At 58.1% G+C, this 20,148-nt stretch carries 19 protein-coding genes and 1 tRNA gene; 5 read left to right on the top strand and 15 right to left on the bottom strand.

The genetic code is table 11. From position 1 onward, the window contains the following. Positions 1–5 precede the first annotated feature (5 nt). The 4 genes from FBY04_RS10780 to FBY04_RS10765 form a co-directional block, all read right to left on the bottom strand. Positions 6–755: a class I SAM-dependent methyltransferase gene (locus FBY04_RS10780; protein WP_145315200.1), complete on the bottom strand. Its 750-nt coding sequence runs from the start codon at positions 753–755 to the stop codon at positions 6–8. Next, entirely contained in the window at positions 752–1,333 is a 582-nt protein-coding gene (locus FBY04_RS10775; RefSeq protein ID WP_145315199.1) for an adenylyl-sulfate kinase, read from the bottom strand. The genes FBY04_RS10780 and FBY04_RS10775 overlap by 4 nt, the downstream gene beginning before the upstream one ends. Further along, the gene (locus FBY04_RS10770) at positions 1,330–2,520 is read right to left on the bottom strand and encodes a hypothetical protein (RefSeq protein WP_145315198.1); all 1,191 of its coding nucleotides are present in this window, start codon (positions 2,518–2,520) and stop codon (positions 1,330–1,332) included. The genes FBY04_RS10775 and FBY04_RS10770 overlap by 4 nt, the downstream gene beginning before the upstream one ends. 354 nt (positions 2,521–2,874) lie before the next feature. After that, positions 2,875–2,964, bottom strand: a tRNA-Ser gene (locus tag FBY04_RS10765). A 310-nt stretch (positions 2,965–3,274) separates the two neighbouring features. On the opposite strand from FBY04_RS10765, the gene FBY04_RS10760 reads away from it, so the two are divergent. From FBY04_RS10760 to FBY04_RS10750, 3 genes are all read left to right on the top strand, one after another. Next, positions 3,275–3,964, top strand: coding sequence for a crotonase/enoyl-CoA hydratase family protein (locus FBY04_RS10760; RefSeq protein WP_084318789.1), 690 nt, complete (start codon positions 3,275–3,277; stop codon positions 3,962–3,964). Positions 3,965–4,177: 213 nt separating this feature from the next. Then, positions 4,178–4,900 carry a 1-acylglycerol-3-phosphate O-acyltransferase gene (locus tag FBY04_RS10755; RefSeq protein WP_145315197.1) on the top strand — a complete coding sequence of 241 codons (723 nt, stop codon included), beginning with the start codon at positions 4,178–4,180 and terminating at the stop codon, positions 4,898–4,900. Positions 4,901–5,047: 147 nt separating this feature from the next. After that, positions 5,048–6,019: a magnesium and cobalt transport protein CorA gene (locus tag FBY04_RS10750; RefSeq protein ID WP_145315196.1), complete on the top strand. Its 972-nt coding sequence runs from the start codon at positions 5,048–5,050 to the stop codon at positions 6,017–6,019. A 60-nt stretch (positions 6,020–6,079) separates the two neighbouring features. Here the strand turns inward: FBY04_RS10750 and FBY04_RS10745 are convergent, their stop codons facing one another. From FBY04_RS10745 to FBY04_RS10735, 3 genes are all read right to left on the bottom strand, one after another. Continuing rightward, complete coding sequence (locus FBY04_RS10745; protein WP_084318795.1) at positions 6,080–6,802, bottom strand: amidotransferase; 723 nt, start codon at positions 6,800–6,802, stop codon at positions 6,080–6,082. A gap of 95 nt (positions 6,803–6,897) precedes the next feature. Then, positions 6,898–9,042 (bottom strand): 3-hydroxyacyl-CoA dehydrogenase NAD-binding domain-containing protein, encoded by a 2,145-nt coding sequence (locus FBY04_RS10740; RefSeq protein ID WP_145315195.1) that lies wholly within the window; start codon positions 9,040–9,042, stop codon positions 6,898–6,900. 41 nt (positions 9,043–9,083) lie between these two features. Continuing rightward, on the bottom strand, positions 9,084–10,289 hold the full coding sequence (locus FBY04_RS10735) for an acetyl-CoA C-acetyltransferase (RefSeq protein ID WP_145315194.1): 1,206 nt from the start codon (positions 10,287–10,289) through the stop codon (positions 9,084–9,086). Positions 10,290–10,881: 592 nt separating this feature from the next. On the opposite strand from FBY04_RS10735, the gene FBY04_RS10730 reads away from it, so the two are divergent. Beyond that, a complete protein-coding gene (locus tag FBY04_RS10730; protein ID WP_145315193.1) occupies positions 10,882–11,703 on the top strand; it encodes a cytochrome c in 822 nt (273 codons plus the stop codon). 118 nt (positions 11,704–11,821) lie between these two features. Here the strand turns inward: FBY04_RS10730 and FBY04_RS10725 are convergent, their stop codons facing one another. The 8 genes from FBY04_RS10725 to FBY04_RS10690 form a co-directional block, all read right to left on the bottom strand. Next, the gene (locus FBY04_RS10725; RefSeq protein WP_145315192.1) at positions 11,822–12,631 is read right to left on the bottom strand and encodes a transglutaminase family protein; all 810 of its coding nucleotides are present in this window, start codon (positions 12,629–12,631) and stop codon (positions 11,822–11,824) included. Beyond that, complete coding sequence (locus tag FBY04_RS10720; RefSeq protein WP_047531601.1) at positions 12,628–13,578, bottom strand: alpha-E domain-containing protein; 951 nt, start codon at positions 13,576–13,578, stop codon at positions 12,628–12,630. Before FBY04_RS10720 ends, FBY04_RS10725 begins: the two co-directional genes overlap by 4 nt. A gap of 12 nt (positions 13,579–13,590) precedes the next feature. Then, a complete protein-coding gene (locus FBY04_RS10715) occupies positions 13,591–15,000 on the bottom strand; it encodes a circularly permuted type 2 ATP-grasp protein (protein WP_017337349.1) in 1,410 nt (469 codons plus the stop codon). 508 nt (positions 15,001–15,508) lie between these two features. Then, complete coding sequence (locus tag FBY04_RS10710) at positions 15,509–15,850, bottom strand: ribonuclease E inhibitor RraB (RefSeq protein ID WP_017337348.1); 342 nt, start codon at positions 15,848–15,850, stop codon at positions 15,509–15,511. Positions 15,851–16,068: 218 nt separating this feature from the next. Further along, a complete protein-coding gene (locus FBY04_RS10705; RefSeq protein ID WP_084318838.1) occupies positions 16,069–16,302 on the bottom strand; it encodes a hypothetical protein in 234 nt (77 codons plus the stop codon). A gap of 215 nt (positions 16,303–16,517) precedes the next feature. Beyond that, the gene (gene speE, locus FBY04_RS10700; RefSeq protein ID WP_084318803.1) at positions 16,518–17,393 is read right to left on the bottom strand and encodes a polyamine aminopropyltransferase; all 876 of its coding nucleotides are present in this window, start codon (positions 17,391–17,393) and stop codon (positions 16,518–16,520) included. A 246-nt stretch (positions 17,394–17,639) separates the two neighbouring features. Then, positions 17,640–17,831, bottom strand: a complete 192-nt coding sequence (locus FBY04_RS10695; protein ID WP_033055745.1) for a PLDc N-terminal domain-containing protein — start codon at positions 17,829–17,831, stop codon at positions 17,640–17,642. 70 nt (positions 17,832–17,901) lie between these two features. Continuing rightward, positions 17,902–18,432: a hypothetical protein gene (locus FBY04_RS10690; RefSeq protein WP_084318805.1), complete on the bottom strand. Its 531-nt coding sequence runs from the start codon at positions 18,430–18,432 to the stop codon at positions 17,902–17,904. Positions 18,433–18,610: 178 nt separating this feature from the next. Between FBY04_RS10690 and FBY04_RS10685 the strand changes: the two genes are divergently transcribed. Further along, a complete protein-coding gene (locus FBY04_RS10685; RefSeq protein ID WP_145315191.1) occupies positions 18,611–20,092 on the top strand; it encodes a methyl-accepting chemotaxis protein in 1,482 nt (493 codons plus the stop codon). Positions 20,093–20,148 lie beyond the last annotated feature (56 nt).

The following is a 20,148-nucleotide window of genomic DNA, read 5'->3' as shown; positions in this document are numbered from 1 at the left end:
CAGGATTATCTCAGCTGAGCAACCCAGATATTGGTTGAGTACGGAATCTGGATCGAGTCAGTCCCCAGGCCTTTCAGATAGTCATCGATCGCACTGATCACCTCATGGAAATTCGCACCTGCCTGACGCTCCAGCGTGGCGTGAGAACGCCAGGCTTCCAGACATTCTTCGATGGTTTGCTCGTGAGTGACACGCGCATCAAGATGAACAACAGGACCGAATAGCGCACAGGAGTCGATCACCGCCGTCTGATCTTCACGACGAGTACCGTAGCCGTAACCCTGTACCCGCTCTTTGATGATCGATTCGATTCGCGCCTGGACAGGATCATCAAGATGACGGTGATTCCACATACAGGCGAACCAGCCTCGTGGCTTGAGAATACGTGCGGTTTCCTTGAGGGCCTGCTCACGGTCACAGACATTGAAAGAACTGCCAAAAGTGACCATGTCGAAAGCGTGCGACTTTTGCCCAGTCACTTCGCCCGGTCCTTCATGCCAACTGACATTCGCCAGGTCCGCGGTACGCTTGATGCCATTCGCTCGCATGGCATCGTTAGGTTCCACCGCAACAACATCCAGGCCTCGTGCAGCCAACATCAAGGTCAGGTGCGCGACGCCGGCGCCGACATCGCAGAACTTGTCGCCCTTCTCGGCGCCTGCAATCGAAAGCATCGCATCGATCGCAGCATCAGCGTAGTCAGGACGCTTCAAATAAGCGTCGGCCAGTGTGGTGTAATCCCATTCCGTTTTCATACCAACTTCCTTTTATAAAAATGGTGCAGTAAGTCATCAGTCAACATAGATAGAGGGCGATGGGGATCGAATTCCACCACCCAGTCCGCCGCACCCGGTTCATCAATCGACAAATCGAGTCCCGCGACGTGATGCAACTCGCCCGCATCGAATCGGCGATAAATGCCCTTGGGGTCCCGACGGCGAAGTTCCTCCATCGGTACCTTTAAATAGATCTCGAAATAACCAGGCAGGTGGTTACGGTTCCAGGCATGAACTTCGCGGAACAGCGAAATCGTGGCGATCACCACCGTGAACCCCTGCGCCGCGATAACCTTGCATAAATGAGCGTATTGCATGGCCAGCACCAATCGCCCTTCACGCCCATGGTTTTGCGAACTGGCCGCACTGGCGCCGAAGACGTCGCGCAGTTCATCCCCGTCCAGCATGACCACCGGGTGACCATCGCTTCTAAGCCTTGCAACAAACGCCTGGGCCAGCGTTGATTTACCGGCACCCGACAATCCGGTAATCCACACGACCTCGCCGGTAGCGTTATTCATATCGACAGTGGGGGTCTGGAAGCCACTCTCGATCATTGCCGCGCCCTTTCAGGATCGCTGATCAGACCGTCGTGGACGCCCCCGAACGAATCGATCGCACAGTAACGAAAACGGGACTCATGCTGGTTTTGAACCAACTCAAGAAACACCTCATCCGGATGATGGAGCCCGCTGTATTCCGAGTCGTAGAACTTTTTATAAATAAAGTGCTTTTGCTCGGAAGTAAGAAGTGTAAACCCAAGCACCATATCCTTAAGCTCATCGCCGTTTTTAGCGATCGGCAACAAGCCCTCCATTTGATCCAGCCAAGCTTTGACGATTGGATTGCTATCGTGGCCCACCGGAACATAATAAATGGGCAATTTGCACGTATTCAGCATAAAAGACACACCGCCACTGGAGGCATCCGTGATGATCGTGTCACATATCCGATAAAAGTCTTTGCTGCTGCCTCGAGTATCGTCAATGGAAATCCATGGGTATCGAGCCAACTGCTCACACAACTCTTTTACATGAGCGCGTTCAAAATCTGTCATATAGGGGCGAAAGATAAACTTCGCATGAGGAATCTGGGACTTGACCGAGTTGACTACCACTTCCATGTTTTCAAAGAGGGAAGCGCCGATCGGACATATTCCTATCTGGGTAGGCAGAAGGCCGACGACATACTCCTCGGACGTACACTGAAACTCAGGGGGCGCACTGAACACCTCGGGAATCTTGATCGGCAGTACCGATACTGCGCTGGTGTTTCGAAGATCGGTGCGCAATCTGTCCAGCTCAGACGATAGACGCAAGGCCCCTCTGTCCTGCCTGTAAAGGTGCAGGCCTGTCTTAATCAAATCAAAAAGCGATCGGGAAGAGGAAACAATCGCATCCCAATAGGATGTCCAACCGGAACAGTAGTAAACATCCTTGAGGGGCATCCCCACGTTGCCGTGAGCAATAAAAATGGAAAAGTTTGACTCGTCCAGAAACTTCCCGACAGAAGCATCGTTTGAGATAACTATTTGCGATTTGAGCTTTTCAATATAATCCAGCCGCACTTCTTCAACTGCACAACCTAGAAACTTTTCAGCTTCAAGTTTGCTGACACCGGTAATGCTTGTTTGAAGTACGATGCAATTGTATTGGTGGCGAAGCGCATTTAACGCCGGCAGCAAGTACTCAAGATAGGTTTTCCCGCCGTTATCGACGTTACTGATCAAATAAACGCTTTTCATATAACACGTGCACCTTCAAAGCTGTCCCAGGCAAGCCAGGGCTAGGCCAAGTAAACGCACAGAAAAGGGGACGCATTCGGTCCAGCTCAAGTGCATATCCCTTTCGCACGTGTACATCCTTGTTGTTAAGCGAATCAGGCTGAAATCGAACTGATCTTCAATGAAAATCAATTCCAAGGGCTTGATCCTGATCACACAAACCGGGGCAATATAACATACGATGGCAAATTGACACCTTGCTCGCCGAGCATTTTCACCCTCGACGCCGCCGATGTGCCGCTTCGAAATCCGGTCACCAGAACGCACAAAACCCCTGACTTCTTTCGAAATCAGGGGTTCTGGTTACATCGAATTTGGCGGTGAAGGAGAGATTCGAACTCTCGATACAATTTCTTGTATACACACTTTCCAGGCGTGCTCCTTAAGCCACTCGGACACTTCACCGTATCTCGTCAAACATGTTCTGTCTGTCGAGGCGCGCTAATGTAGTCGAAAGCTTTTCTGATGGCAAACTTTTTTTGCAGAATTTTCATGCGGTTAGCGATTTAGACGTTCTGCGGGTTTCGGAGTATGGCAAACCTGCCAATCTCCGGCTTCGCGCCCTCGCCTCTATATAGAAGGGAATACACGGTGGGTGTGGTGGGTCGGGCTTGCCCGAAGGGGAAAAGTGTGACTGGCGGGTCAGTCACGGCGCTTTACCTGGCCGGCGGCGGTGGGTAACGTCTGCCTCAACTTTCATACAAGGAATAGCGTCATGAGTGAGTTGATTTCCTACCACCTCGAAGACGGAATCGCGACCCTGACTTTGAGCAACGGCAAGGTCAATGCCATCTCCCCGGACGTGATTGCTGCGTTTAACGCTGCGCTGGATCAGGCGGTGACTGATCGTGCAGTGGTGATCATTACCGGTACGCCCGGGATTCTGTCGGGCGGTTATGACTTGAAAGTGATGACTGCCGGTCCCAAAGAAGCCGTGTCGCTGGTGACGTCCGGTTCGACTCTGGCCCGTCGCCTGCTGTCGCACCCGTTTCCGGTGATCGTTGCATGCCCGGGTCACGCGGTGGCCAAGGGTGCGTTCCTGTTGTTGTCGGCGGATTACCGCATCGGTGTCGACGGCCCGTTCAGCATTGGCCTGAACGAAGTGCAGATCGGCATGACCATGCACCATGCCGGTATCGAGCTCGCGCGTGATCGTCTGCGCAAATCGGCGTTCCACCGGTCGGTGATCAATGGCGAGATGTTCAATCCGCAGAGCGCCGTGGATGCAGGCTTCCTTGACGTGGTGGTATCGGCCGAAGAGTTGCAGGGCGCAGCCCTGGCGGCGGCTCGTCAACTGAAGAAGATCAACATGACTGCGCACAAGAACACCAAGCTGAAAGTGCGCAAGGCGCTGCTGGAAACACTGGATAACGCGATCATCCTGGATCAGGAACACATGGGTTAAGCCCAAACGCGCGCCACTGAAAGCCCGACCGTCGTGTCGGGCTTTTTCGTATAGGCTCTGTTGAAAAGCCTGCAACTGCTCTAGAACACGTCTGACCAACAAGTCGGAAACATGCGCTCAAACATCGGCTATCTCCTACCTCTATAGCGGCAATTGCCGAAAACAGTGCACATCCGTACACTGCGCCACCTTTTGTCCCGGTGGGGCCTGTAAATGCTGTTCGTGTTTCGCATGTTATTGATGGGCCTGCATTTTGTCCTGGCCGGTGTTCTGGGGGTGATCCTGGGCCTGTGTCGGCCGTTCAATCCGGACAACAGCCGTTTGTGCGCACGTCTGTATGCGTGGCCGGCAATGTGTATTTTGCGTTTGCGAGTGAAGGCAGAAGTCGGTCCGTTGATGAACATGCCTGACAGCTGCGTGATCATCGCCAACCACCAGTCCAACTACGACCTGTTTGTGTTCGGCAACGTGGTGCCCCGCCGCACTGTGTGCATCGGCAAGAAAAGCCTGAAGTGGGTGCCGCTATTCGGCCAGTTGTTCTGGCTGGCCGGCAATGTGTTGATCGACCGTGGCAATGCGCACAAGGCGCGCCAGTCCATGCTGACCACGACGCACACCTTGCAGCATGAGGACACCTCGATCTGGGTATTTCCAGAAGGCACACGTAACCTCGGTGAAGAACTGTTGCCGTTCAAGAAAGGCGCGTTCCAGATGGCGATCGCGGCCGGCGTGCCGATCGTTCCGGTGTGTGTGAGCAGTTACGTCAAACACATGCGATTGAACCGCTGGCGCAGTGGGAAAATTCTGATCCGTTCATTGCCGGCCATTCCAACCGCCGGACTGAGCCTGGACGACATGCCCCTGCTGATCGCCCAGTGTCGCGAACAGATGCGCGAGTGCATTGCCTCGATGGATCGGCAACTGCAAGCCGCATGAAACGAAACCCGCCCTGAGCGGGTTTTCTTTTGTCTGCGAGACTATGCCTTCGAACTCTGCAGATTTCACTGACTCTCAAGCAACAGACAAGGCTAAGCTGAACACTGCCTGCTACTGCCACCTGCAAATAAGAAGTGAAGCTGAATCATGGGTAGAGTTGTTGCTGCTGCGGTTTATAGCGCCGGTAAAAAAGTCACCAATATTACCCTCGACGAAGGCGCTGCCTGGGCTGCAAAACCTGGCCACTTTGTCTGGATCGGCCTTGAAGAGCCGAATGCCCAGGAGCTGTTCAACCTGCAACGCCAGTTCAACCTGCACGAACTGGCGATTGAAGACGCCCTGGAAAAACACAGTCGACCGAAACTGGAAACCTTCGGTGATGCTCTGTTTATCGTCACGTATTCGCCTATACGAAACGAAGGCCGACTGGAATTCATCGAGACTCATATCTTTGCCGGCAATGGCTACATCATTACTGCGCGCAACGGCCACTCGGCGTCCTACGCCCTTGTCCGACAGCGTTGTGAGGCACGTCCGCTGTTGCTGGAACACGGGGAAGATTTCGTACTCTATGCCATCCTCGACTTCGTGATTGAAAACTACCAGCCGATGGGCGAAGCGATCCATGCAGAGATCGATGAGCTGGAACGTAACGTGTTGTGCAGCGCGCTGAATGAACATGACATCCAGAAGCTTCATGGCCTGCGCCGAGACGTATTGCGCTTGCGTCGTTATGCGGCGCCGATGGTGGAGATCGGTGAGGAACTGCAGAAACTGAGCTTTCCGTTTATCGACAAGAACATGCGCCCTTACTTTCGTGATGTGCAGATTCATGTGACACGGCAGATGGAAGACCTGACAACCCTGGCGGATATCGCCAGTCAGACGATTGAAGTCGGGGTGTTGCTGGAGGCGTCACGGCAGAGCGTGGTGCAGCGCAAGTTTGCGGCGTGGGCGGCGATTCTGGCGTTCCCGACGGCGGTGGCCGGGATCTACGGGATGAACTTCCAGAACATGCCTGAGCTGACGTGGCATTACGGGTATTTCGCGGTGTTGGGGTTTATTGCGGTGGGGTGTGTGAGTTTGTGGGCGAGTTTCAAGAAGTCGGGGTGGTTGTAGCCGATACCGGGGCGTCTGGAAATTCGCGGGCGATCCGACTTGCCCGCGAAGCTCTTAGCGTTAAACAGTTTCTGGCTTATGCGCCACAAACCGCATCATCCACTCCGCAACGGTAGTGCCGTGATGCTCATGTTCAAGGCTCGCCATGCCTTTCGAATAAATCTGCTCGCCCAGCACTTCCTGACGAATATCCAGCAACGCCCGCGAATAATCGTGAATGAACTCCGGATGCCCCTGGAAGCACAGCACCTGATCGTTGATGTGGTACGCGGCGAACGGGCAGAAATCGCTGGACGCGATAACCGTGGCGTTTTCCGGTAGCGACGTCACCTGGTCCTGGTGACTGATCAACAACGTCAGCTCTTCGCGCACCGGGCTCATCCATGGCGCCTTGGCCGCCAGTTTGTAGCTGTGCGTGCCGACGCCCCAGCCCTGGGTCGCGCGCTCGCTCTTGCCGCCCAGCAGCAACGCCAGTAACTGATGGCCGAAGCACACGCCCAGCAGTTTGTCGCCGCGTTCGTAACGGGTCAGCAGGTAAGCCCGGAGGGTTTCGATCCATGGGTCGGTGCCGAAGGAGTCGGCCTTGCTGCCCGTGACGAGATAAGCGTCAAAAACCTCATCATCGCTCGGGTATTCGCCCTGCATCACGTTGTAGACGGAGAACTCGGCCGCGATGGGTTGCTGCGAAAACAGACGCTGGAACATCTGCCCGTAACCCTGATATTGATCGACCAGTTCCGGACGCAGGATGTCGGTTTCCAGAATGCAGATGCGTAACGACATAAAAAATACCTGACACGTGATGGGAATAATGCACACCCCAGAGCCTGCCTCGAAACAGGGTGACAAGGCAAGCCCCGGAGTGCGTCATCGGTCCCTTAAAACACCTCCCCTTTGGCGGCTTTTTGCAACAGCAGCGCCGGTGGTGCGAACCGTTCGCCGTACTGTTCGGCAAGGTATTGCGCGCGGGCAACGAAATCCTTCACGCCGTACTGGTTGATGAACTGCAGCGCGCCACCGGTCCAGGCCGCAAAACCGATACCGAAGATCGACCCGACGTTGGCGTCCGCCGTCGAGGTCAGCACGCCCTCCTCCACACAGCGCACCGTTTCGATGGCTTGTACGAACAGCAAGCGGTCACGCACATCCTTCGGCGAAATCTGCCCGTCAGCTTTTTCGAAGCGGGTTTTCAGCTCCTGCCACAAATGCTTCTGGCCACCGGCCGGGTACTCGTAGAAACCACCGCCCGCGGCTTTGCCCGGACGCTTGTATTCGTTGAGCAGCAAGTCAATCACCGCAAAGGCCGGGTGCTCAATCAACGGTTTCCCTTCCGCTTGCAGGTCTTTGGCGGTTTGCTGGCGGATATGGCTCATGAGGCTGAGGGAAACTTCGTCGGAGATCGCCAGAGGCCCGATCGGCATGCCGGCCTTGCGGGCTTCGGTCTCGATCATCGCTGCGCTTACGCCTTCGCCGAGCATGGCGATGCCTTCGTTGGTGAAGGTGCCGAACACCCGAGAAGTGAAGAAGCCGCGGCTGTCGTTGACCACAATCGGCGTTTTCTTGATTTGCAGTACGAAATCGAACCCGCGGGCCAGGGTTTCGTCGCTGGTGTGGGCACCTTTGATGATTTCCACCAAGGGCATTTTTTCCACGGGGCTGAAGAAGTGCAGGCCGATGAATTTGCTCTGATCCGGTACGGCGGTGGCGAGACCGCTGATTGGCAAGGTCGAGGTGTTGGAAGCGATCACCGCGTCAGGGCCAACGATGAGTTGTGCGGCGGAAGAGACTTTGGCTTTGAGTTCACGGTCTTCGAACACGGCTTCAATGATCAGATCGCAGCCGGCCAGATCGGCATCCTTTTCAGTGGTTTTAATTCGCGCCAGCACTGCATCGCGCTGCTCGGCGCTCAACTGGCCGCGGGCAACTTTCTTGTCCAGCAACGCCGCCGAATGAGCCTTGCCTTTCTCCGCAGCCGCGAGGCTGATGTCCTTGAGCACCACTTCGATGCCCGCCGATGCGCTGACAAAAGCAATCCCGGCGCCCATCATCCCGGCGCCCAGGACACCCACGCGACGCGTGACATAAGGTGCAAACCCTTGAGGTCGCGAGCCGCCCGCATTGATCTCGTTGAGCTGGAACCAGAAAGTGCCGATCAGGTTTTTCGAGATCTGTCCCGTGGTCAGTTCGGTGAAGTAACGGGTTTCGATCAGGTGCGCGGTATCGAAATCCACTTGCGCACCTTCAACTGCGGCGCAAAGGATTTTCTCCGGCGCGGGCAGGCAGCCCTGGGTTTTGGTGCGCAGGATCGACGGCGCTATCGCCAGCATCTGCGCAACTTTTGGATTCGATGGCGTACCGCCCGGTATCTGATAGCCCTTGACGTCCCAGCGCTGTACAGCCACTGGATTGGCGATGATCCAGGCTCGAGCCTTGGCCAGGAGCTCATCGCTATTGGCTGCCAGTTCATCGATCAGACCCGCCTGCAAGGCTTGCTGCGGGCGGACCTTCTTGCCTTCAAGCAGATACGGCAAGGCTTTTTCCAGACCGAGCATGCGCACCATGCGCACCACCCCACCGCCGCCCGGCAACAGGCCGAGGGTGACTTCCGGCAAGCCGAGCTGCACCGATGAATTGTCCAGCGCCACGCGGTGATGGCACGCCAGGCAGATTTCCCAGCCTCCGCCCAGCGCCGCGCCGTTGATCGCGGCGACCACCGGTTTACCCAGGGTTTCAAGGGTGCGTAATTGGCCCTTCAGCGTCAGCACCATGTCATAGAACGCTTTGGCTTCGGGTTTGCCGACCTTGATCAGTTCATTGAGGTCGCCGCCGGCGAAGAAGGTTTTCTTGGCCGAGGTGATGATGACGCCGGCGATGCTTTCTTTTTCGGCAACCAAACGGGCAACGCAGGCAGCCATGGCCTCGCGGTAGTCCGCGTTCATGGTGTTGGCACTCTGGCCCGGCATGTCGATGGTCAGGACGACGATCTGGTCCTGCCCTTTTTCGTAACGAATGGCTTCGGTCATGGCTCTTTACCTTAAGAATCAGTTTCCTAAAAATCGGGGGCTCAGAGGCGTTCGATGATGGTGGCAATGCCCATGCCGCCGCCGACACACAGCGTCGCCAAGCCATAGCGCAGGCGCCGGGTTTCCAGTTCATCGAGCAGCGTGCCGAGGATTGCGCAGCCAGTGGCGCCGAGCGGGTGGCCCATGGCGATGGAGCCGCCGTTGACGTTGACCTTGTCCGGATCGATGGACATGTCCTTGATGAATTTCAGCACGACCGAGGCGAACGCCTCGTTGACCTCGAACAGGTCGATGTCTTCGACCCGCAGCCCGGCCTTGGCCAGCGCCTTGCGCGTGGCCGGCGCCGGGCCGGTGAGCATGATGGTCGGGTCGGTGCTGGTCACCGCCGTGGCAACAATCCGCGCCCGTGGCTGCAAGCCCAGCGCGCGGCCCTTGGCTTCGGAGCCGATCAACATCAGCGCCGCACCATCGACGATCCCGGAACTGTTGCCCGGTGTGTGCACGTGGTTGATTCGCTCGACATGGCTGTAGACCCGCAGCGCGGTGGCGTCGAAACCCATTTGCCCCATCATCTCGAAGCTCGGTTTGAGCTTGCCCAGGCCTTCGAGGGTGGAGTCGGCGCGGATGAATTCATCATGATCAAGCAGCAGGATGCCGTTCTGGTCCCGTACTGGCACCAGCGATTTGCTGAACGAGCCATCGGCCCGGGCCCGCGCGGCTTTTTGCTGGGAATGCAGCGCGTAGGCATCGACGTCCTGACGGCTGAAACCTTCAAGGGTAGCGATCAGGTCGGCGCCCACGCCTTGCGGTGTGAAATGGCTGTGCAGATTGGTTTCCGGGTCCAGCGCCCAGGCGCCGCCGTCGCTGCCCATCGGCACCCGGGACATCGACTCGACCCCACCGACCACCACCAGCTCCTCAAAGCCGGAACGCACTTTCATCGCCCCGAGGTTCACCGCCTCCAGCCCCGACGCGCAGAAGCGGTTGATCTGCACACCCGCCACGCTGACGTCCCAATCGGCCACTTGTGTCGCGGTTTTGGCAATGTCGGCGCCTTGATCGCCGACCGGCGTCACGCAGCCCAGCACCACGTCATCGACCTGGCTGGTGTCCAGAGAAGTGCGCTGCTGCAGCGCCTTGAGCAACCCGGCCACCAGGTTCACCGGTTTGACACTGTACAAGGCGCCATCGGCCTTGCCTTTGCCACGGGGCGTGCGTAACGCGTCGAAAATCAAAGCTTGGGTCATGACGTCCTCGAACCTGACGGTGAAAATCTGAGCCTTCACCTTATGCCGAGCCACCGCCGATTCAATGACCGCAATGCTCACGGACGTTGACGGACACGCTCAGACGGACGGTAGTGTGCTACCGGATTAACCGTTTCAGGACACCGACATGTCTAGCAAAAGGGCGGCAAAGAAGCTGGCAATAGGCCTCATACCTTTTTCAAAGCAATAAGTACGCACTCCATACGAAATGGATCTAAACCACGAGTGACGCGGGCCCTAAGGTCAACATATGCGAAGTTGTCGTCGGGTTTTGCCGAGGCGCTCGCACTACAGGAAGTGCAACGCGCTGCCGTCATGGAGATATGCAGGCAGGCATCAGGAAATAACAAAAAAGGCGGTCAAGCCATGTTCAAACATTCGAAAGTACGTCAAGCCGGGCTCATTCTTTTCGCCACTACGCTGTTGTTGATTTTGCCGAACCTGACGAAGGTGACCGGCTAGTCGGTTTTAAAAATACGGCGCCAAGGTTTTTTATCGCCTCATCAAAAATGTGACTGGCTCGCTACCCGGGCCAGCGTGGGTGTGCCACCCTTTGCGGCACTTCCACGACATGGACGGCGATCATTTGAAAACGCTCATTCTGCTCGGGGCCTTGCTGTTCGGCTCGCCCCTTTATGCCGCACAGCTGAACCTGGAGCTGGGCGCGAACAGTCGCACCTGGCAGACCGAGGAATTGCTCAAGCATCCTCAGTTACAGACCATCACGATCAGCAACGACGTTTCCTATAAACGGGACATGAGTTATCTCGCCGTGCCCCTGGCGGCGTTGTTGACCGGCATCAAGCCTGACGATCACCTGCAAGCCGTGGCGCTGGATGGTTTTGCTGCTGAACTCGCGGCCGCGCCGTTGCTCAATGCCAAGGGCGCGCGGGCCTGGCTGGCGATTGAAGACCCGGCCAGACCGTGGCCAGCGTTGTCCGAGGGCAAGCACAGTGCAGGTCCCTTTTATCTGGTCTGGACCGATCCGCAGGCGGGCAACATCAGCCCCGAGCAATGGCCGTTCGAAGTGGCGAGCATCAAGCGCATGGCGCCGGTGGCCGAGCGCTTCCCTGCCCTGCTGCCTGATCCGGCGTTAAAGGCGAGCGATCCGGTGAATCAGGGGTTTGCGCTGTTTCAAAAGAACTGCCTGGCGTGTCATCGACTCAATGGCGCCGGGGATGCGCAGTTCGGGCCGGATCTGAACATTCCGTTTAACCCGACCGAGTATTTTGGCGCGGACTTTTTGAAGCGCTATATCCGTGATCCGCAGAGTTTGCGGCAGTGGCCGCAGGCGAAGATGCCGGGGTTTTCGGCGCAAGTGTTGCCCGATGGCGATCTGGACATGTTGGTGGGGTATTTGAAGCATATGGCGGGGCGCAAGGTTAAACCCTGACGCTATTCCCTGCCCTTGTAGGAGCTGGCTTGCTAGCGATGGAGTGTCAGTCGACATCGTTTTCGCTGACACACCATCGCTAGCAAGCCAGCTCCTACAGGGGTTGCGGTGTTCCTGATTACTGCTGCTGGACCGAGATCACAGGCATCGGCGTCGGCGACACAAACACCTTCGCATGCATCTGCTCACACCCGCCGCCGCGACGCATCCCGCGCACCGGGCAGGCATCCAGGTAATCCAGGCCCACCGCCAGCTTCAAATGGCGTTCCGGCCGCGCCAGTTCATTGGTCACGTCAAAGCTGTACCACGCGTCATCCAGCCAGGCTTCGGCCCACGCGTGACTGGCCAGGTGCTCGCAGTTCTCGCTGTACAGATAGCCCGACACATAACGCGACGGAATGCCCAGGCTGCGGGCGCAGGCGAGGAACGCGTGCGTGTGGTCCTGGCACACGCCCGAACGCCCGGCGAAAGCCTGAGCCGCGCTGGTGTCCACTTCGGTGGAGCCCGGCGTGTAGGTCATGTGCTGGTTAAGGCCATGCATCAAATCGATCAGCGCCGAGCGGTCCCGGCGCTTTTTGCATTCCTTCTCGGCGAACGCACGCAAGGCTTCGTCCGCTTCGGTCAGGCGCGTGAAACGCAGAAACGGCAGCGCCGACTGGCTCTCGTGCTCGGCTTCACGCAGTTCGTCGATATCGACCTGACCACGGGCGCCGATGATGATTGCTTCGTGCGGTTCGTCCATGGTCAGCACATGCAGGATGTTGCCGAATGGATCGAGTTGCGCGCGTACCGGGCGCGGCAGGTCGAGTTGCCAGCTGAGCACGTGCTGGCGCTCGCTGTCGTGAGGGGTCAGTCGCAGGTACTGGATGCTCGCCCGCACCTGATCTTCGTAGTGATAGGTGGTCTCGTGGCTAATGGAAAGTCTCATGCAGCCTCCAGGTAGGAACTGTGTATGGCGTTACCCAACTGGCGCACCAGCGGGATGAATTCGGTCAGCCAGGCATGCAGGCCTTCGTCGAGGATTTCGTTGATGCCGGTGTAGCGCAGGCGCGCGTCCATTTCAGCGGCGAGGCGTTGCGCGGGACGGCCGTTGGCGCCGGGCAGTTGAGCGAGGATCTGGTCGATTTCTTCGGTGCAGGCCCGTAGCGAACGCGGCACATCAGCACGCAACAGCAGCAGTTCGGCCACATGCCGGGCACCGGGCGCATCACGGTAGATTTCGGTGTAGGCCTCGAACGAAGACAACGCCCTCAATAAAGCACTCCACTGGTAATAGGCATGCGCTGTGCCATCGCTGACCGCTTCGGCCTGATCGCCGGCCATTTCGTAGCGGGCATCGAGCAGGCGCAAGGTGTTGTCAGCCCGTTCGATAAACGTGCCCAGCCGAATGAAACGGAACGCATCGTTACGCATGATGGTGCCGTAGGACGCGCCGCGAAACAGGTGCGAACGTTCCTTGATCCACTCGCAAAAACGGCTCATGCCGTAGCGACTCAAACCTTGCTCGGCGATCCCGCGAATTTCCAGCCAGGTGGCGTTGATGTTTTCCCACATGTCGGCGGTGATTCGCCCACGCACTGCATGGGCGCTGGCTCGCGCAGCGCCGAGGCAGCTGTAGATGCTCGCCGGGTTGGCCGCGTCGAGAGCGAAAAAATGCAACAGCCGTTCGGCATGCAGCTCGCCGTGGCGTTCCAGGTAGTCGTCCAGGGTGCCGGTGATCAACAGGGGCATCGCGAGTTCATGCAGACCGTCACCGCGACCATCCTGCGGCATCAGCGACAGCGAATAACTGATGTCGAGCATCCGTGCGAGGTTTTCCGCCCGCTCCAGGTAACGCGACATCCAATACAAATCCGAGGCAGTTCTACTTAACATGGCAGGCTTCCTTCAATCCTCGACCACCCAGGTGTCCTTGGTTCCGCCGCCCTGTGAGGAGTTCACCACCAGGGAGCCTTCACGCAAGGCGACACGGGTCAAACCGCCAGGTACAACCCGGGTTTCGCGGCCAGACAATACAAACGGACGCAGGTCGATGTGGCGTGGAGCGATGCCGTTTTCGACAAAGGTCGGACAGGTCGACAGGGACAACGTCGGTTGCGCGATGTACGCGTGGGGCTTGGCCTTGATACGGGCGCGGAACGACTCGATTTCCGCCGCCGTCGCCGCCGGCCCCACCAGCATTCCGTAACCGCCTGAGCCCTGGGTTTCCTTGACCACCAGGTCCGGAAGATTGGCCAGCACATGGGACAGCTCAGAAGGATTGCGGCACTGGAACGTCGGCACGTTCTTCAGGATCGGCTCTTCATCCAGATAGAAACGGATCATGTCCGTCACAAACGGATACACCGATTTGTCGTCCGCGACCCCGGTGCCGATGGCATTCGCCAGCACCACGTTGCCCGAGCGGTAGGACGACAACAGCCCCGGCACCCCGAGCATCGAATCCGGATTGAACGCCAGCGGATCGAGGAACGCATCGTCGAGGCGACGGTAGATCACATCGACGGCTTTCGGCCCGTCCGTGGTGCGCATGAACACCTTGTCGTCACGCACGAAGAGGTCCGCGCCTTCCACCAGTTCAACGCCCATTTCCCGCGCCAGGAATGCATGCTCGAAAAACGCACTGTTGAAGCGCCCCGGTGTCAGCACCACCACGCTCGGGTTATCGATCGGGCTGGAGCTTTTCAGGGTGTCGAGCAACAGGTTCGGATAATGGTCGATCGGCGCGATGCGCTGGGCCGAGAACAGTTCGGGGAACAGCCGCATCATCATCTTGCGGTCTTCGAGCATGTAGCTCACGCCGCTCGGTGTACGAAGGTTGTCTTCGAGCACGTAGTACGTGCCGTCGCCATCGCGTACCAGATCGACGCCGGAGATGTGCGAATAGATATCCCGGTGCAGATCCAGGCCTTGCATCGCCAACTGGTATTGCTCGTTGGCCAGCACTTGCTCGGCCGGGATGATGCCGGCCTTGATGATGCGCTGTTCGTGATAGAGGTCGGCGAGGAACATGTTCAACGCCTTGACCCGCTGGATACAGCCACGCTCGACAATCCGCCATTCGCTGGCGGGGATGCTGCGCGGAATGGTGTCGAAGGGAATCAGGCGCTCTGTCCCCTGCTCGTCCCCGTAGAGCGTGAACGTAATCCCGGCGCGATGAAACAACAGATCGGCCTCGCGTCGCCGTTGGGCCAGAAGCTCGTCAGGCGTCTCGGCCAGCCAACGGGCAAACTCCCGGTAATGCGGGCGGACCTGGCCGCCGGCATCGTACATTTCATCAAAATAGGTGCGGATCATGCCGTACTCCTTGTCACCCGGACATACAGGCCTTCGCAAGGCCCGTGCCATCGGCATAAACGCTTTGATATCAATCGGTTGGATATTCGTCGCGCATACACCGCACCATTCCTGTGCGGCAAATGCCCCAACCTGATCGCCCCCGCTTCATTGCGAAGCAATGCTTTCGCCTATCACCAGCATAGCCAGAGTTGATTTCACTGCCCGGCGGTGGCTGCTGATAATCCGTGCATTCGCTGTAAAAGCTCACCGAACTTCCCTTTTAGCCGCCTTGCTCAGGCGGCTTTTTTTTGTTTCGGGGTTTGTGCCCGGTGGTGTGGTCGCCGGTTTGGCGGAGATTGGGAGGACGCCATCGCCAGCAAGCCGGCTCCTACAGGTTTTGGGGCATGGCACACATCACCGGCAACCACACGGCCCCATTGCTGGCGAGGGGGCCTTGAATTCCGCACAAACGAAAACGGCCGACCCGAAGGTCAGCCGTTAGTGGATGTTGTCGCTGTTCATAGTGTTATGCGAGTAGCCCTCGTACCTCCTGCTTGACGCCCCAGCCTTCGATGATGCCGCCCAAAGGCTCGACCACCGCCTCGAAGTCCTGCTCAAAGTCGCCGATGCCGTCGTAAGTGGCGGACATCACTTTACTCAGTTCCAAGGCCCATGCGCCGTCATCGCGTACGCTGATCTGTGCATTCATGGATTCGCCGGAATAATGCCCTGCCGCCCTGCGTGCCCGCTCCTCGTCCGGGAAAATGGCGTAGAACTCGATCGGATGGAATCGTGAAAAGTCGAAACCGCCTTCTTTCATGCGGCGCAGTACCGAGCTGCTGATGTCTTCTTGATAGGCTGTGCTCATGAAACGTCCTCCTCAAACCGATGGATAGACTTTCCGTACTCCCGACGCCCGCAACCGAATGGTGTGAGCAATGCAGCAACCACGTTGCGGCCGGGAAACAAGCATGTAGCTGACAAGACCAGACCTTAGCGATCCAATCGCTGATCTCGCTTGCAGAGTAGCCTCAAGTAAGCGCCCCTGCCAAGGCCTGGTGTTTCAAGAGTGTGCCAAAGGGTGTATCAGACGGGAGTAATGCCGAGGATTTGTATGCTGTTCTGGGTCTTGAGGTTTTTGACGGTAGCGTCAGCAGTGCGCCCCTCCAGATCGTTCAGATCCAGTTCGGCGGCGACGGGAAAAAGACGCTCCTTGAGCAGTTTCGCGGCGTGCTCGTTATCCGGGCACTCATCACACTCAAAGATTTCGTCGACTGTTTCGCCGTGATCATCCACGAAAGTGATCTTCCACTTTTGCATCAGTGCCTCCTCGAACAAACCCGCAAATGGGTCTACAACTATCTGGACTTTTGGCTGGACTGATCGTTCAAAAGGATCGCAGGCAAGCATGAAAAACACGCTCCCTGTAGGAGCTGGCTTGCTAGCGATGCAGACGCTGCGGTTTGTCTGATACACCGCGTCGATCCAATCGCTAGCAAGCCAGCTCCTACAAGGGTTATGCGTACTTCTTCAGTTTAGTCGTTGCTTGGCTTATTGATCGCTTGCAGTACGTATTGCGGCAAGGCAAACGCGCCAATGTGGATTTCCGGGTTGTAGTAGCGGGTGATGATGCCGCTGCCGGCGAAACGCTGCTGCAGGGTTTCGCGAGTCAATTTGCGATAAGCGGTATTGGTCGCGCCCCAGGCAAATGTCATCGAGCCGCCGATGTAGGTCGGCACGGCCGCCTGATAGAAGTGCCAGTCCGGGAACAGGCTGCGCAGGCGCCCGGCGGTGGTTTTGACTTCTTCGATCTGCATGAACGGCGTGCCGTTCTGGGTCACCAGGATACCGCCCTCGTTCAGGCAGCGACGGCAGGCCTGGTAGAAGTTTTCCGAGAACAGCACTTCGCCCGGACCGATCGGGTCGGTGGAGTCGGAGATGATCACGTCGAACTTTTCGGTGGTGGTGGCGACGAAGCGCATGCCGTCATCGATCACCAGGTTCAGACGCGGATCATCGAACGCACCCTTGGAGTGGTTCGGCAGGAATTCCTTGCACATGTCGACCACGGTGCCGTCGATCTCGACCATGGTGATGTGCTCGACGCCACCGTGTTTGGCCACTTCACGCAGCATGCCGCCGTCACCGCCACCGATGATCAACACGCGCTTGGCGCTACCGTGCGCCAGGATCGGCACGTGGGTGAGCATTTCGTGGTAGATGAATTCGTCGGCTTCGGTCGTCTGGATCACGCCGTCCAGCGCCATGACACGACCCATGCGCGGGTTCTCGAAAATCACCAGGTGCTGGTGTTCGGTGCGCACTTCGTGCAGCAGTTTTTCCATGCGAAAACGCTGGCCGTAGCCTTCGTAGAGGGTTTCCAGGTACTCGCTGGCAGGGGTGTTGCTCATGGGAAGTGCTCCGATGAATGCGGGTGGCAACGGACGGTTACCCGCCCATGATGGCCAATCGATCTGCTCGATTGCCCGGGAAAGGCGCGCATTCTACGTCGCGGAAGATGACAGGTCGAACCTTCTGACTCCACATAACTGTAGGAGCTGGCTTGCCAGCGATCGGATCACCGCGGTGTATTTGACAGACCGCGTCGTCTGCATCGCTGGCAAGCGAGCTCCTACAGGTTTTGTGTAGTTTTCGGGTCAGATTCGCACATTACCCCGTGGCCCGGCGATGGCCCAGATGATCAGGCCCAGAACCGGCAGCAGCAGGATCAGCAGGACCCAGATGATTTTCATCCCGGTGTCGGCGCCACTTTTCAGCACGTTGATGATTGCCCAGATATCCAGGGCAAGAATGATCAGGCCAACCAGGCCGTTGAACGTGGAACCCATGGTGTCGCTCCCTAAGAGTGATGTGCACTCTTAGGATAGCCGGCTCCCGCGCGGGTTCCGTTTTATTCCATCAAACGTGGATGGCCACTTTTAGGGCTTCCAGGGAAGGCGCTGCCGCGATGCCGACCTCGGCGCACAACTCGAGCACACGCGGGACGTCGTTACCGTAGACCAGCACCACTTGCAGTTCGTCGTCCAGCAACTGGCTGAAGTTCATCAGCGTGTAACCGCCGTTTTCCTTGTTCATGCTGCCCATCTGCACCTGGATGCGATTGAGCGCGGTCAGGGCTTCGGTCTTGGCCAGTTGCTTGGGTTTGATGTTGAAATCCACGCCCGGACCGAACGACGCGACGATCTGCGCGAACAGGTCCATATAGGTGTCGGCCTGGAACAGCACGGTTTCCGGCAGGCTGCCGACGACGACCCACTCGCCGAGCGGAATCGGGAAAGTGTCGTCATAGTTGATGTCCGGATTGGCCGCCAGAAACGCCTCTGGATCAGCGTACGCCTGGGCCGCTTCGTCAGCGACTTTGAGGATTTCGTCTTCGCTCATGCACCCGGAGCTGATTTTGCTGATGAGTTCGACGAGTGCGGCTTTCATGGGGGCGGAATCCTGTAGCGAGGGAATTTTGAAGGCGCGAAGGATAGCGCATTACGCCCCGCAATTCCTGCGCGGAACGCAGTCGGGAATGTTGACGCATATCAAAATCCGGCGCCTCGGGTAGCGGCACAATGCTGGCACCTTGCCAATGCTGTTTCCGCTATCAGAGAAGACCTCCATGGGTGCCTGGATTAGCAACATCTCGCTGAAATACAAATTCTGGGCGGTCAACGCTGTCGCCTTCGTCACGACCCTGTTGTTGGTGCTGTACGCCGTACAGCTTGAGCAGCAGGCCCGCAGCCACGCCTCACAAGCGTCCGCTCAAGCGCAGGCACGATTGCTCAACGCCTGGCCTGCCGGGCAAGCGCTGCCCAAGGCCGAGAACCTGCTGACGTTCAGTCGCGGGCAGGCGCCGTTGCTGAACGAGCAGCCCGTGCTGGAACTGGCGGATGCCAACGGCTGGGTCGAGATCAACTCGATGCCGCTGTTCGGCGACAACCCGCTGATGGGCGCGGAAGTGTTCACGCGCGCCGATGGCTTGCAGGTGGCGGTGATCGCTCATGGCCCGAGCCTGAGCCAGGTGTTTGGCGAGCGTTTCGCCAACTACGCGGTGGCGGTGTTCATTCTGATGCTGGCGATGCTCGGAGCGTCGCAACTGTTGATCCGATTTCTGCTCAGCCAGCTCAACACCTTGAAAGACGTGATGCTTCACGTTGAGAAAACCGGCGACCTGTCAGCCCGTGTACCGCTGGCCTGCAGCGACGAGGTCGGGCAGATGGCCGGCGCGTTCAACGCCATGCAGGCCGGCTATCAGCGGGTGGTCAACACCGTCGCCAGCACCGCCCGGCAACTGGATGTCGGCGCGGCGCGCCTGGCAGCGAGCATGAACGAGGTGCGTCACGGCATGCTGGGCCAGCAAAGCGAAACCGACCAGGCCGCCACGGCGATCAACGAAATGACCGCCACCGTCTACCACATCGCCCAGCACGCCGGCGCCACCCGCGACCTCTCGCAATCCGCCGACACCCTGGCCGGCAGCGGTCAGGAAGTGGTCAGTCGCGTGCAGAAGTCGATTGCCGGGTTATCCACTGGTGTGCAGCAGACGGCCGAGATGATTCAGCGTCTGGCCGAGGACAGTCAGAAAATAAACGGCGTGGTCAATGTGATTCACAGCATCGCCGAGCAAACCAACCTGCTGGCGCTGAACGCCGCGATTGAAGCGGCCCGCGCCGGGGAAATGGGCCGTGGCTTTGCGGTGGTCGCCGATGAAGTGCGCAACCTGGCCAAACGTGTGCAGACCTCGACCGACGAAATCACCCTGATGGTCTCGGCGTTACAAGCCGGAACCCGGGACGCGGTGGATTTCATGCAGGAAAGCTCGTTCAAGGCCGACGATTGCGTGCAACAGGCTCAAGAGGCCGGGGCCGCATTGGTGGAAATCACCAGCGCCGTGGCGCAGATGCGTGAAAGCAACACGCAGATCGCAGTGGCGGCCGAGCAGCAGAGCCAGGTGGCGGAAGAGATGAACCGAGCGGTGGTGAGCATTCGCGATGTGACCGAAAACACCGTGCAGCAGACGGTGGATTCGGCGACGACCAGTAATGAGTTGGCGGCGTTGGCTGGGGAGTTGAGCAAGGCCATAGGGCAATTGAAACTCTAAAGCCCTCTTCGCGGGTGGCGATCCGACTTGCCCGCGAAGGCGTCTGTGTGGCCCAC

The organism is Pseudomonas sp. SJZ080 (genome assembly GCF_007828295.1).
Taxonomy (GTDB): Bacteria; Pseudomonadota; Gammaproteobacteria; order Pseudomonadales; family Pseudomonadaceae; genus Aquipseudomonas; species Aquipseudomonas migulae_A.
This window is presented reverse-complemented; position numbering and strand designations above follow the sequence as displayed.